At 59.4% G+C, this 13231-nt stretch carries 10 protein-coding genes and 6 tRNA genes; 11 read left to right on the top strand and 5 right to left on the bottom strand.

Annotated elements, in window-relative coordinates; genetic code table 11:
- Positions 1–63: 63 nt before the first annotated feature.
- The 3 genes from AC2T9U_RS05880 to AC2T9U_RS05870 all read right to left on the bottom strand — a co-directional run bounded on the left by AC2T9U_RS05880 (position 64) and on the right by AC2T9U_RS05870 (position 3784).
- Positions 64–1590: a UDP-N-acetylglucosamine 1-carboxyvinyltransferase gene (locus AC2T9U_RS05880; protein ID WP_208303418.1), complete on the bottom strand. Its 1527-nt coding sequence runs from the start codon at positions 1588–1590 to the stop codon at positions 64–66.
- A 199-nt stretch (positions 1591–1789) separates the two neighbouring features.
- The gene (locus AC2T9U_RS05875; protein ID WP_493696908.1) at positions 1790–3172 is read right to left on the bottom strand and encodes an HRDC domain-containing protein; all 1383 of its coding nucleotides are present in this window, start codon (positions 3170–3172) and stop codon (positions 1790–1792) included.
- 39 nt (positions 3173–3211) lie between these two features.
- The gene (locus tag AC2T9U_RS05870; RefSeq protein ID WP_493696907.1) at positions 3212–3784 is read right to left on the bottom strand and encodes a DUF3000 domain-containing protein; all 573 of its coding nucleotides are present in this window, start codon (positions 3782–3784) and stop codon (positions 3212–3214) included.
- 125 nt (positions 3785–3909) lie between these two features.
- On the opposite strand from AC2T9U_RS05870, the gene hemE reads away from it, so the two are divergent.
- Both hemE and hemQ read left to right on the top strand, forming a co-directional pair.
- Positions 3910–4983: a uroporphyrinogen decarboxylase gene (gene hemE, locus AC2T9U_RS05865; RefSeq protein ID WP_208304396.1), complete on the top strand. Its 1074-nt coding sequence runs from the start codon at positions 3910–3912 to the stop codon at positions 4981–4983.
- A gap of 90 nt (positions 4984–5073) precedes the next feature.
- A complete protein-coding gene (gene hemQ, locus AC2T9U_RS05860) occupies positions 5074–5787 on the top strand; it encodes a hydrogen peroxide-dependent heme synthase (RefSeq protein WP_493696906.1) in 714 nt (237 codons plus the stop codon).
- Positions 5788–5863: 76 nt separating this feature from the next.
- Here hemQ and msrB read toward each other — a convergent pair whose 3' ends face one another.
- Entirely contained in the window at positions 5864–6295 is a 432-nt protein-coding gene (gene msrB, locus AC2T9U_RS05855; RefSeq protein WP_115030290.1) for a peptide-methionine (R)-S-oxide reductase MsrB, read from the bottom strand.
- A gap of 271 nt (positions 6296–6566) precedes the next feature.
- Here msrB and AC2T9U_RS05850 point away from each other — a divergent pair, with 271 nt between their 5' ends.
- Entirely contained in the window at positions 6567–7388 is an 822-nt protein-coding gene (locus AC2T9U_RS05850) for a hypothetical protein (RefSeq protein WP_493696905.1), read from the top strand.
- A 145-nt stretch (positions 7389–7533) separates the two neighbouring features.
- Complete coding sequence (locus AC2T9U_RS05845; protein ID WP_341746816.1) at positions 7534–8739, top strand: alpha/beta hydrolase; 1206 nt, start codon at positions 7534–7536, stop codon at positions 8737–8739.
- Between the two features lie 40 nt (positions 8740–8779).
- Here AC2T9U_RS05845 and glgX read toward each other — a convergent pair whose 3' ends face one another.
- Complete coding sequence (gene glgX, locus AC2T9U_RS05840; protein WP_493696904.1) at positions 8780–11209, bottom strand: glycogen debranching protein GlgX; 2430 nt, start codon at positions 11207–11209, stop codon at positions 8780–8782.
- A 225-nt stretch (positions 11210–11434) separates the two neighbouring features.
- Between glgX and AC2T9U_RS05835 the strand changes: the two genes are divergently transcribed.
- From AC2T9U_RS05835 to AC2T9U_RS05805, 7 genes are all read left to right on the top strand, one after another.
- Positions 11435–12169, top strand: a complete 735-nt coding sequence (locus AC2T9U_RS05835; RefSeq protein WP_493696903.1) for a recombinase family protein — start codon at positions 11435–11437, stop codon at positions 12167–12169.
- A 137-nt stretch (positions 12170–12306) separates the two neighbouring features.
- A tRNA-Gly gene (locus AC2T9U_RS05830) sits at positions 12307–12379 on the top strand.
- Between the two features lie 37 nt (positions 12380–12416).
- Positions 12417–12487: transfer RNA gene (locus AC2T9U_RS05825), tRNA-Cys, on the top strand.
- Between the two features lie 25 nt (positions 12488–12512).
- Positions 12513–12589 (top strand) — tRNA-Val (locus tag AC2T9U_RS05820).
- Between the two features lie 141 nt (positions 12590–12730).
- Positions 12731–12803: transfer RNA gene (locus tag AC2T9U_RS05815), tRNA-Gly, on the top strand.
- Between the two features lie 37 nt (positions 12804–12840).
- Positions 12841–12911: transfer RNA gene (locus AC2T9U_RS05810), tRNA-Cys, on the top strand.
- A gap of 25 nt (positions 12912–12936) precedes the next feature.
- Positions 12937–13013: transfer RNA gene (locus AC2T9U_RS05805), tRNA-Val, on the top strand.
- Positions 13014–13231 lie beyond the last annotated feature (218 nt).

The following is a 13231-nucleotide window of genomic DNA, read 5'->3' as shown; positions in this document are numbered from 1 at the left end:
TAGCTCAGAGGGCTTACCCCTTGCCGGGGTAAGCCCTCTGAGCTATTACCTTGTTTTCTGCGTTTAGATGTCGCGGAAGATTTCGATGTTGGCGCCCAGAGAGTTCAACCGATCGGCGAGGTCTTGGTAGCCGCGGTTGATGACGTACACGTTACGTAGGTAGGAGGTACCCGGGGCAGCCAGCATGGCGATGAGGACAACGACTGCCGGTCGCAGTGCTGGGGGGCACACAACTTCCGCTGGACGCCAGCGGGTGGGCCCTTGCACGGCGACGCGGTGCGGGTCCAGGAGCTCCACCGAGGCGTTGAGGCGAGTGAGCTCAGTCAGGTAGATGGCGCGGTTCTCGTAGACCCAGTCGTGGATCATGGTGCGCCCTTCGGCAACTGCGCCGATGAGAGCGAAGAACGGCAGGTTGTCGATGTTCAACCCGGGGAATGGCATCGGGTGAATTTTGTCGATCGGTGCCTTGAGCTCTCCGGGCTTGGTGGTCAGATCAACCAAGCGAGTACGCCCGTTTGCCGAGGCGTACTCCTCAGTAAGCTCATATTTGAGCCCCATCTCCGAGAGCACCGCGAGTTCGATCTCCATGAACTCGATCGGAACACGCTTGATGGTGATTTCGGAGTCGGTAACCACCGCGGCGGCCAGCAGGCTCATCGCTTCGATGGGGTCTTCGGAGGGGAAGTATTCGACATCGACGTCGATGTGGCTCTTACCAGTCACTTTAAGTGTGGTGGTGCCGATACCTTCGATCTGCACGCCAAGCTTTTCTAGGTAGAAGCACAGGTCTTGAACCATGTAGTTCGGGCTGGCGTTGCGGATGATGGTGGTTGTTTCCCGCATGGCTGCCGCCATGAGGGCATTTTCGGTCACGGTGTCACCGCGCTCAGTGAGCACGATTGAACCGGTGGGGGTGGCCGGGGTAACTGTGGCGCGGTAAAGGCCTGTGGTTGCTTCCACTTCGAGACCGAAGGCCCGTAGTGCAGTCATATGGGGCTCGATCGTGCGGGCTCCCAGGTTGCAGCCACCTGCGTAAGGCAGGTCGAAGGAGTCAAGCTGGTTCATCAACGGCCCGAAGAACATGATGATGGAGCGGGTGCGGCGTGCCGCCTCAGCGTCCAGCCTGCTCAGGTCGAAGGTGGCTGGGGGAGTGATTTGCAGGTCATTGGAGTCTTCGAACCAGGTGCATTTAACGCCAATGGAAGTCAGGACCTCGATGAGACGATTGACCTCTTCAATGCGGGCCATGCGGCGCAAGGTGGTGGTGCCTTTGTTGATCAGGGAGGCACATAGCAGCGCCACGGCTGCGTTTTTACTGGTGTTGATGTCGATACTGCCAGATAGTTTGTGCCCACCATCGATTTTGAGGTGTTGTGGTCCGGTGGTCCCCAGGGAGACAAACTCGGAGTTCAGGTTTTGCCCAAGCCTGGAAAGCATTTCAAGGCTGAGATTTTGTTTTCCTTGCTCGATGCGGGCGACTGCACTTTGGCTCGTATTGAGCAGTTCGGCGAGATCAGATTGCGTGAGTCCGCGTTCCTTGCGGGCTTCTCGCACGAGGTCACCGATGCGAGCGAGGTAATTCTCCGACATGACACCTACTAACTCATATATGAGATATTCAGTCAAGTGCGCTGTGCGCGAGGTATGTTCCGATAGATAGACAATGTGATCACAAGAAGGTCACAGCCAAGAAAAGCTCCAGACAAGGCGCAAATACCCTGCGAGCTTTTGAACACCCGTCTCACTATTTCACGTGTTCGCGACGAGCCATAACGCAGTGGTAGCGCTTTCACTCCTCACAGACGGCCGGAGTGGTGGGCGCCTGCGCTATTAACGGGGCAACTGCCTGAATCTGCCACGGGCGAGCCCCCGCCTGTACCAGTCGATCTGTGACCTGCGCATCATTTTCAACAGTGTCTTCCATGTCCCAAATCACACGCCTGAGCAAAGACGGAGAAATAACATTCTCAGGTGGCACATTGTTTGCCTCAGCAAAACGGGCAATCCCATCCTTAGCGAAAGCCAACCGCTCAAACGCAGCCGGGCGGCGATCCTTCCACGCTTTCATCGGCGGCGGGGCATCACTGCGCACATTCAAAACAGGCAATTCTGAATCCGCCAGTGCTGACACCTCATCCACAGCAGCACGCCACGCAGACAGGTACCGACGAATCCCTTTATGAGCTCCAGCGCGCCCTAAATCCTGGCGTTGCGTTGCGGCAACAGCAAGATCAACAAGAATCTGATCAGGTAAAACGCGCCCCGGAGCTAAATCCTTTTCGGCAGCGATGCGATCACGGGCGTGCCACAAAGCACGCAGAAAACCCGCTCCACGACGATTACGGATCTTCTGAAAACCATGTGTCCGACGCCATGGGTCAGTACGCGAAGGCGGCCCAGTGAAATGAGTTAACGCCTCGAACTCCTGCTCAGCCCACTCAAACTTGCCCGCAGCGCGCAGGTCCTTGGCAACTGCTTCCCGCAAATCAGCCAACAACTCGACATCAAGAGCGGCATACACCAACCAGTCCCGCGGAAGCGGACGCGTAGACCAGTCCACCGCAGAGTGCTCTTTAGCCAATCGCACACCCAAATAGTGCTCAATAACCGTGCCCAACCCCACCCGGGGAAGCCCCAGCAAACGACAACCCAGCTCAGTGTCAAACAAACGACTGGGAGACAAGCCAATTTCGGTCAAGCATGGAAGATCCTGCGTCGCAGCATGCAGAATCCACTCAACATCACGCGTAGCTTCTTGTATGGGCGACAAATCAGCACACGCCACCGGATCGATAAGAACGATCCCTGCACCCTGACGTTTGAGCTGAATCAAATATGCGCGCTGCCCATACCGATACCCAGAGGCACGCTCAGCATCAACCGCAAGCGGGCCGCTACCGGCAGCAATCTCTTCCGCCGCGCGAGCCAAATCACGCCCATCAGTAATAACTTCCGGAATACCACCAGCAGGCGCCCGCAAAAGCGGCGCAGAAGCTTCCTTAGCGGCATCCTCGGAAACAACATCTGGTTTCTTCGACCGCACGGGAGCCGGCGAAGCCTGAAGAAACACCAAAGAAGTAGACCCGGCTGGAGGCGCACTGGCCTGCCCTTGCTCTCCTGAAGCGCTGAAGGGCTTCCCATCCGAGGGGTCATTAACGTGCTGTGCTGCCATCAATCTATGAGCTTACGCGCCACGGTGGGTCACGAACCTTCAGCGGAGCGCATCCAGCACTGTGATGTCATTTCGCGCCGGCGGCAAACCCCCCATGTACGCCAACAAATCACCAAAAGCGCGGAACTGCCCAGCCACATGCCGATCCACCGGCGACCAACTCGCCCGCACCTCCACCGCATTGGATGCACGCTCACCCTCCAACGCACCAAAACCACGCGAGGATGTACGCGTCACTGTCCCACCCAAACGCTGATAATCCACCCCCTCAGCAGTCAACGAATCCGTCAACCACGACCACGTCGCCTCAGCAAGCAGCTGATCCTCAGCCACCTCCGGCTCCACATCCGCCTGCGCGAAAATCACCACCCGCCACACCCCGCCCCACTCCTCATGACCAGCAGGGTCATGCAACAAAACAAAACGCCCCGTCGCCGTAGCATCCCCGCCCCGGGCAGGCCACACATGCACCGCATACGCAACCGCATACGGAGCAATCCGCTTCGGTGCAGGCAGCGGCTCAATCTCCACATGCCGACGGAACCGGACGCTCTCCAACTCCCCAACCGCCTGAACAAACACAACAGGAGGGCCGACGGTGCCGTAATTCACCCTATGAACATAACGATGTGGGTCGATCTCATGTCGGCCCCTCCCTATGACACGCCGATCAGTTGCGTCCCACCCGTTCATGCCAGGATCAGACTGTGACAATTTCGCCGCGACCCGCGTCCGCCCTGGAGTCCTACCACCCCGACTATCTGGACTCGGTAATCGAGCGCGCACCCTTGCTGGTCCGCGCCGCACTCCGACACCCCGGACCACGACCACCCGTATGGTTCATGCGCCAAGCCGGCCGATCCCTACCCGAATACCGCCGCGTACGCGGCGAAGGATCCATGCTGCGCGCCTGCCGCAACCCCGAAATGGTCGCCGAAATCACCATGCAGCCCGTCCGCCGCCACGGCGTCGACGCAGCCATCTTCTTCAGCGACATCGTCGTCCCCGTATCCGCCGTAGGCATCGACATCGACATCGTCCCAGGTACCGGCCCCGTCGTCACCGACCCCTTTACAAAATGGAGCGACCTAGACCGCCTCGAACCACTCACCCGCGAACACATCCCCGACATCGACGAAGCAGTCCGACTCACCATCAGCCAACTAGGCACAACCCCACTCATCGGATTCGCTGGCGCACCCTTCACCCTCGCCTCCTACCTCATCGAAGGAGGCCCCAGCAAAACTCACGCACGCACCAAAGCCCTCATGCACGGCGACCCAGACCTCTGGCACCAACTCGCCGCACGCCTAGCCCAAATCTCAGCAGCTTTCCTCGAAGTTCAAATCACCGCAGGCGCGCAAATGGTCCAACTCTTCGACTCCTGGGCCGGAGCGCTGTGCCGCGCCGACTATGAACGCTTCGTCCAACCCCACTCAGCAGCTGTCCTGGACCACGTACACGAACTCGGCGTCCCCGCCATCCACTTTGGAGTCGGCACCGCAGAACTACTCGGCTCCATGGCCAACGCAGGATCAGACGTCGTCGGAGTGGATTTCCGCACCAACCTGGCCGAAGCTAGCACCCGCCTAGGCAACCGGTACGCCGTACAAGGCAACCTCGACCCCGCCCTACTAAGCGCGCCCTGGCCAGTCATCGAAAACGAAGTACGCCGCATCATCACCGAAGGACGCAGCACCCCCGGACACATCTTCAACCTCGGACACGGCGTCCCCGCCGACACAGACCCAGACGTACTCACCCGCATCGTCGCCCTCATCAAGAGCTGCACAGACACACCCAACTCCTAACTCCAACCAACGGCCGGGGCCCACCACGCCCCGGCCGCCACACCGGTCGGCACTACCCCCACCACACACCCGTTCGATAGGTTCACAGCTATGAGTGGTAACCAACGCGCCGCCCGCATCCGCGAACTCAACGACACCATCCGCTACGCCATGTGGTCTGTCTTCGCCGTAACTTCACCCCTGCCCCGCGAGGACGACATCCGCGCCGAAATGACCCAAGAAGTCGAAACCGTCCTGACCGGCCTGGCCGAAACCGCAGGCCTGGTCGTACGAGGCAGCTACGACATCTCCGGAATGCGCGCAGACGCCGACATCATGTTCTGGTGGCACGCACCCACCATCGAAACCGCCCAAGCTGCCTACAAAGCCATCCGCCGCACTCGCCTAGGCTCCCACCTAGAACCAGTTTGGTCCGCCGCAGCACTGCACCGCCCCGCCGAATTCAACAAGAGCCACATACCCGCATTCCTCTACGACGACCACGCACGCGATTACGTTTGCGTCTACCCCTTCGTCCGCTCCTACGACTGGTACGTCCTCGACGACGAAGAACGACGCGACATGCTTCGCGAACACGGCCAAATGGCCCGCGACTACCCTGACGTGCGCGCCAACACCATCGCCTCATTCGCCCTCAACGACTACGAATGGATCCTCGCCTTCGAAGCCGACGAACTCCACCGCATCGTCGACCTCATGCGTGAACTACGCGCCAGCCGCGCCCGCATGCACGTTCGTGAAGAAATCCCCTTCTTCACCGGCCCTCGCAGAGACATCGCCACACTTATCAATGAACTTCCCTAACCACCGAGGGAACCGTGATGGGGGCGAAGTCAACAAGACTTCGCCCCCATCACATCAGTTACCGACGAACACCAGATCAGTCCCCCGACTTCTGTGCCGGCTCCAACGTCAAACTGATGGAATTAATGCAATAACGCAAATCCGTTGGGGTTCCATACCCTTCACCCTCAAAAACATGCCCCATGTGCGAGCCACACTGAGCACAGCGCACCTCAACCCGCCGCATCCCCAGCGAATAATCCTCGACATACTCCACACGGTCCTCAGCCAACGGCGCATAAAACGACGGCCAACCGCAATGACTCGCAAACTTAGTTGAACTGCGAAACAACTCAGAGCCACAGCCGCGACACCGATAAATACCCTCAACAGTGGTGTCCGTGTACTCACCAACAAACGGTCTTTCTGTACCAGCCTGCCGCAACACCTGATATTCAGCCGCAGAAAGCACCTCCCGCCACTGAGCGTCGGTGCGGGTCACAGGATAAGAAGACTCAGACGCCGCCATACACACCCCAACACACAAACTCCCCACAACGTTCCCGCACCCAGTACACCCTCACACCAAATCACTGAAAACCCTTGTCCGACACTGCCGTCCCAGACAACCCCCTAGATGCAACCTGACCAAGCAATGCCCTGCACCAACGCCCTGCCGACCGCAAGGGCCACCGCAATGCACACATACACATGCCACACCTGACCCCAAGCAGGTTTTACCTACTGGTGACCCCACCCTTTTGTGGGGGGGACACCCATCCCGGCCAAGGAGACCTGCCATGCCCAAAACCGCCACCATCCTCAGCAAAGCCCTCGCTGCTGCCGCCCTATCTACCGCTGCCTTCCTGCTGACCCCCGCCCCAGCAACCTTCGCAGCCGAAGAGCTCCCCACAAACGTCGAAATTTCCGCCGCAACAGACACATTCGTCACCTGGACCAGCGCAACCAGCCCTCGCGATTGCTCCTCAAAACACTTCGCCGACCTCACCCAAACCCCACAATGCGGCCGCGGCATGGCCTTTACCTACCCACAGCAACTCGCTGAACAGCAACCCCGCACCGCAGGAGAACTACGCGCCTACCTCAAAACCCTGCAACTCAGCCTGGCCCCCGGGCAGCAAATAACAGTGCAATTCGACCGATACATTGGATCCCAAGACGAAGTCGCAGCCGTCATCGCAGACAAACGACTCACCGCAGGCGAAGACGCCCGCATCGCAAAAGAATGGCACGTAGTTGTCCTCACCGGCGCAGAAAAACTCGACCACTGGGTAACCTGGATCGCCCCCTACCGCCCTACTGACTGCTCCGCAGAAGACTTCGCCCAATACGCCACCGGACCCCTGTGCGGAAACGGTCTCGCCCACGCCTACCCACAGCCCCTCGCCCCCGAACAACCCAAGTCCCCCAAAGAACTGCCCGCCTACCTCGAAAAAATCAAAGAACACCTCGCTCCCGGACAGAAAGTCACAGTCCAAATGGACCACTACTCCGGCGATGCCCAAGCAGCACGCAAAATCCTCGCCGACGGTGTTCTACGCATCGGCGAAAACAGCTCCTTCATCGACACCTGGCGCGTAGTCGTCCTCCAAGGCGAGTAATCCCCACAACACCCCAATAAACCCTCCACAGGGCCCCAAGGATCTGTTTCTACTCCCTCATAAGAAACCACTCATTCACCCAGCATTCGCCGGTGAAAACGGTTCGGGGGTGGAATCACCCAAGGGGCCCTGACACGATGGCGGAGTGAAAAAAGCGACAGGTGAACAAGCAAAGTCATGGGGACTGATACGCCCACTGGCCTTAGCAGGAGGCGCCGCAGGCCTGAGCGCTTTAGCAGCCTCAGCAGGATGGGTCGGCGCCGGAGCATACCTAGCCCGCATGCTGCTCACCCCGGTGTACGACAAACCAGACAACGTCCGCGTCTGCGCAATCGACCGCAAAAACGAAACAGTCACACTCATCGCATCCGCAGACACCATCGTCCCGGGAAGATACGGCGTATGGCTGAACCGAGGCGGCTCACACATCCGCATCGGCCATATCGTCGACCGCGACGACAAAGCAGGAACAATCATCCGACGCCTCGAAGGCATCGACTTCGGCGAACCTGAACCCGGCGGCGGCCGCTGGGACAGCTACTACTGGGCAGTCGGCCCCGAACGTGCCTTCGGATTGCCCTACGAAGACGTCTTCATCCCCTCAGAAGTCGGCCCCCTACCCGCGTGGTTAGTGCGAGCAGAAGAAGTAGGGCGCTCGCGACGCTGTGCTGTTCTTGTGCATGGTCGCGGAGCAACTCGGCACGAAACGTTGCGATCAATTCCTGTGTTGCATCGCCTTGGTTGGGATGTATTGGTGCCTTCATATCGAAATGCTCCTGGGGCGCCCTCAAGCGCGGACGGCCTGTACAACTTGGGCCTGTCAGAGTGGCGCGACGTAGAAGCGAGCGTGGATTTCGCTGGTCGGGGCGGCGCTTCAGAAGTTGCGCTTTTCGGGTGGTCGATGGGCGGGGCAGTAGTGCTGCAAATGCTGGACTTATCGCCCCTGTCTTCGCTGGTGACACGGGTGGTTTTGGATAGCCCTGTGGTCGATTGGGTGGATGTGATCGCTGAGCAGGGGCGGCGCCGGCATATTCCTCCGCAGCTGGGCACTTTGGCGCAGTCGATGATTGGTGCGCGATGGTCTCGACGGCTTGTGGGCGTGCATGAGCCGTTGGATGTGGCGCGAACGAGTTGGCAGCACAGATCGGGGGAGTTGGCGCATCCGATGCTGCTAATCCACTCGGTGGATGACGAGGTGGTGCCGGTGGGGCCTTCGCGCGAGTTAGCTCAGTTGCGACCAGATTTGGTTCGGTACGAGGAGTGGGAGGTTGCGCGGCACGTGAAGGAATGGAACACCGATCCGCAGCGCTGGGAGGCCGTCGTAGCGGACTATCTACAGAACGGGGTGTAGGTGGCTAGTTGAGGGGCCTGAACGGGCCCCTCAACTGTTTTTAGTCTTCGTCGTCGTGGCTGTGGCCAGTGGTGGTTTTTGCCGCCCAGGCTGGGATTTCTTCTTCATCCCAGGGGCAGAGTTCCTCGAGGATGTTTTCTGTGGTTGGGTCTGGTTCGGTGGTGGGGGCGGGTTCTTGCGTTTGGGTGGTTTCGTCAGTGGGGGAGGGGGGCTCTTCGCTTGGTGTCGGTGTTTTGGTGGCGTCGTCGAGGGCTGCGTAGGCGGCTGCGGCGGCGGCTGATGAGGCGGTGTAGTCGTTTTCGGTGGTGGGGGCGGGTTCTTGCGTTTGGGTGGTTTCGTCAGTGGGGGAGGGGGGCTCTTCGCTGCGCAGGATGATCACTGAGCGGCTGTGCACGGTGATGGTGGCTCCGGGGAGGTGGCTAGTGGGTTCGTGGGGGGAGCCGGTTTCGTAGTAGGTGTTGATTTCTTCGACCCAGTGGACGTTGCTTAGTTCGGTGGGGACGGTGAATTCGACTGGGGCGCTGTGGGCGTTAAACATGAGGATGAAGTCATCGTCGTAGACGGGGCGGCCGCGTTCGTCTGGTGCTGCGATGGCGTTGCCGTTGAGGAAGACGGTCAGGGTGCGGGCGTAGCCGGTGCTCCAGTCATCGTCGGCCATTTCGGTGCCGTCGACGCGTAGCCACAGGATGTCGCGCAGGGGGGAGGTTCCTCCGTGATTGGCGTTTCCTGCGAAGAAGCGGCGGCGTCGGAAGACGGGGTGTTCGCTTCGTAGTTTGATGATTCGGGTGGCGAAGTCGAGAAGTGTGGTTTGGTCTTCGTTGAGTTCCCAGTTGATCCAGGATGTTTCGTTGTCTTGGCAGTAGACGTTGTTATTGCCGTTCTGGGTGCGTCCAAGTTCGTCGCCGTGGGCGAGCATAGGGACGCCTTGGCTGACCATGAGGGTGGTGAGGAAGTTGCGGGTTTGTCGTAGGCGTAGGGCGGTGATGTCGGGGTCGTCGGTGGGGCCTTCGGTGCCGCAGTTCCAGGAGCTGTTGTGGCTTTCACCGTCGTTGCCGTTTTCACCGTTGGGGAGGTTGTGTTTTTCGTTGTAGCTGACGAGGTCGCGCAGGGTGAATCCGTCGTGGGCGACGATGAAGTTGATGGAGGCGATGGGGCGGCGTCCGGATTGGGCGTAGAGGTCGGATGATCCGGATAGGCGGGAGGCGAATTCGGAGAGGGCTGCTGCTTCTCCGCGCCAGTAGTCTCGGACGGTGTCGCGGTATTTGCCGTTCCATTCGGTCCATAGTGGTGGGAAGTTTCCGACTTGGTATCCACCGTCACCTAGGTCCCAGGGTTCGGCGATGAGTTTGACCTGGCTGATGACTGGGTCTTGTTGGATGATGTCGAAGAATGCGGAGAGTTTGTCGACTTCGTGGAATTGGCGTGCCAGGGTGGCGGCTAGGTCGAAGCGGAATCCGTCGACGTGCATTTCGGTGACCCAGTAGCGCAGTGAGTCCATGATGAGTTGTAGGACGTGGGGGTTGCGCATGAGCAGGCTGTTTCCGGTGCCTGTGGTGTCGTAGTAGTGGGCCTCGTCGCCTTCGACCAGGCGGTAGTAGGCCTGGTTGTCGATTCCTCTGAAGGACAGGGTGGGGCCTTTGTCGTTGCCTTCGGCGGTGTGGTTGTAGACGACGTCGAGGATGACTTCGATGTCGGCTTCGTGGAGGGCTTTGACCATGGATTTGAATTCAGTGACTTGTTGTCCGCGTTCCCCGGAGGCTGAGTATTCGTTGTGGGGTGCGAGGAATCCGATGGTGTTGTAGCCCCAGTAGTTGCGTAGTCCTTTGTCGATGAGGTGGAAATCTTGGACGAATTGATGGACGGGGAGGAGTTCGACTGCGGTAACGCCTAGGCGTTTGAGGTGGTCGATGGTGGCGGGGTGGGCGAGGGCTGCGTAGGAGCCGCGTAGTTCTGGAGGGATGTCGGGGTGTGTTTGGGTCAGGCCTTTGACGTGTGTTTCGTAGATGACGCTGTCGTGGTATTCGTGCCTGGGTGGGCGGTCGTGTCCCCAGTCGAAGAAGGGGTTGATGACTACGGAGAGCATTGTGTGACCGAGGGAGTCGGTGTCGTTGTAGCTGGTGGGGTTGTCGAATGCGTAGGAGAAGAGTGCTTCGTCGCCGCTGCCTAGCCCTTCGATGGCTTTGGCGTAGGGGTCGAGGAGGAGTTTGTTGGGGTTGCAGCGGTGACCTGAGGCGGGGTCGTAGGGGCCGTGGACGCGGTAGCCGTAGCGTTGTCCGGGTTGGATTCCGGGGATGTAGGCGTGCCAGACGTAGCCGTCGACTTCGGTAATTTCGAGGCGTTTTTCGTTGCCTTCGTCGTCGATGAGGCAGAGTTCTACGCGTTCGGCCACTTCGGAGAAGAGGGCGAAGTTGACGCCGGATCCGTCGTAGGTGGCGCCGAGGGGGTAGGCGTTTCCGGGCCAGAGCTGCATGTTGCCTTCCTTGTGCACGTAGTGGGGCGGTACTGGTTGCGGTTGGGGTGTGCACGTTGTGACGTGGCGGCTTCGGGCCGCGTTGTGAGCGAGTTTCGCTGTGTGGCAAGAGCTTAGTCAGGGTGACAGTGGGGTTGGGTGAGTTGGTCGGCGTGGCGTCGGTTCTGGGGGTGTGGTGGGGGCGTGGACTCGATACCAGGGTGGTGATGCAGGCAGGATGACGGGGTGAAGAATGGGACGTCCGACGATTTGTTCTCTGTTGCGACGGAAGGCCTGGTTGAGGATTCCGAGCATTTGTTCGGTCTTGGTGGGCATGTTCGCCGTCCGTTGACGTGGGGGTATGTGAGGGTGGCGGAGACGGTGCCTGATGCTGCTCCGGCGGATCAACCGGGGGTGCGTGAGCAGCAGCTGTTGTTGCGGCGGGCGGGGGTGAAATCGCAGCGGATTGTTGTGGAGGTGGCTTCGAGTGCGCGCCAGCGGCGTCCTCGTTTGGATTCGTTGATTCGGGTAGCGCATCCGGGAGACACGATTGTGGTGACTGCTTTGGATCGGCTGGCGCGCAGCACGTCGCATTTGTTGCGGACTATCGCCACGATCGCTGATGAGCGAATTATGTTGCGCTCGTTGGAGGAGGGATTGGATACGGGCACGCCTGAGGGGCGGGTGGCTCTGAATGTGATTACGGCGTTGGCTGGGGTGGATTCGGCACTTATTAAGGAGCGTACGGAGGTGGGGATGGCGCGTGCCCGTAAGGAGGGACGCAAGCCTGGGCGTCCCTCGCGAGTGACGCGTGAGCAGTATCAGCATGTGTGGCGGATGAGTGCTGATGGGGCCTCGCATCGGACTATTGCGCGGAGCACGGGGGTGAGTCGGAGTGTGGTGGGGCGGATCCTTCGGCATGAGTTGCCGACATTGGAGGAGCGGTATGAGTTGACTACGGAGGGGGAGTTGCCGCTGTGATCTGTGCGTTGTTCGGGTGGATTTGGTTCTGCCCGAGAGTTCGGGTTAACGTTTCTGAGCACGCAGCGATCGGGACAAGTTCCCGGAGTTGATGCGGAAATTCGGTTGGGTTTATCGCGGAAACTGCTGCATGTCGTGCGGATGTGGCTCAGTTGGTAGAGCATCACCTTGCCAAGGTGAGGGTCGCGGGTTCGAGTCCCGTCATCCGCTCTGGAGGGGACAATCATCTCCTGTTTCTCCCCTTTTTGGTGGAGTGGCCGAGAGGCGAGGCAACGGCCTGCAAAGCCGTCTACACGGGTTCAAATCCCGTCTCCACCTCGCATAGGTACACCATCAAGACCCCGGGCGATTGGCGCAGTTGGCTAGCGCGCTTCCCTGACACGGAAGAGGTCACAGGTTCAAGTCCTGTATCGCCCACCATGTATTGAGTGTCATTTGATGCTCTTTCATGCCGCGTAAATTGGCTGTGAGCATGAGTTTTTCCTGCTGGTAGGTGGTTTGATAACCAGGTAGCCAGGAGCGATGGACTCGGCGAGTGTGCTAGGGTACGTGGAGCATCATGCGGATGTGGCTCAGTTGGTAGAGCATCACCTTGCCAAGGTGAGGGTCGCGGGTTCGAGTCCCGTCATCCGCTCTGGAGGGGACAATCATCTCCTGTTTCTCCCCTTTTTGGTGGAGTGGCCGAGAGGCGAGGCAACGGCCTGCAAAGCCGTCTACACGGGTTCAAATCCCGTCTCCACCTCGCATAGGTACACCATCAAGACCCCGGGCGATTGGCGCAGTTGGCTAGCGCGCTTCCCTGACACGGAAGAGGTCACAGGTTCAAGTCCTGTATCGCCCACCATGTATTTTGGGCCCCGGATCTAAATCCGGGGCCCAAAGTTTTTATGCGTGACTTTGTCACCGAAAAATTTTTTCACTCAGGCGAGTTGACCGAAAAAGCACGTTCTACACCTACGAACCAGGTACGTAGCACCTTCCACGCTCATTGCAGACAGAGCCGCCCTACCCTGGCAGTCAAACACTCAGGTAATGTCCTTTCGACGCATACCCGCCACGCAC

Source organism: Dermatophilus sp. B7861-1, assembly GCF_058996045.1.
The sequence above is the reverse complement of the archived record's forward strand: the minus strand, read 5'-3'. Positions and strand labels throughout refer to the sequence as shown.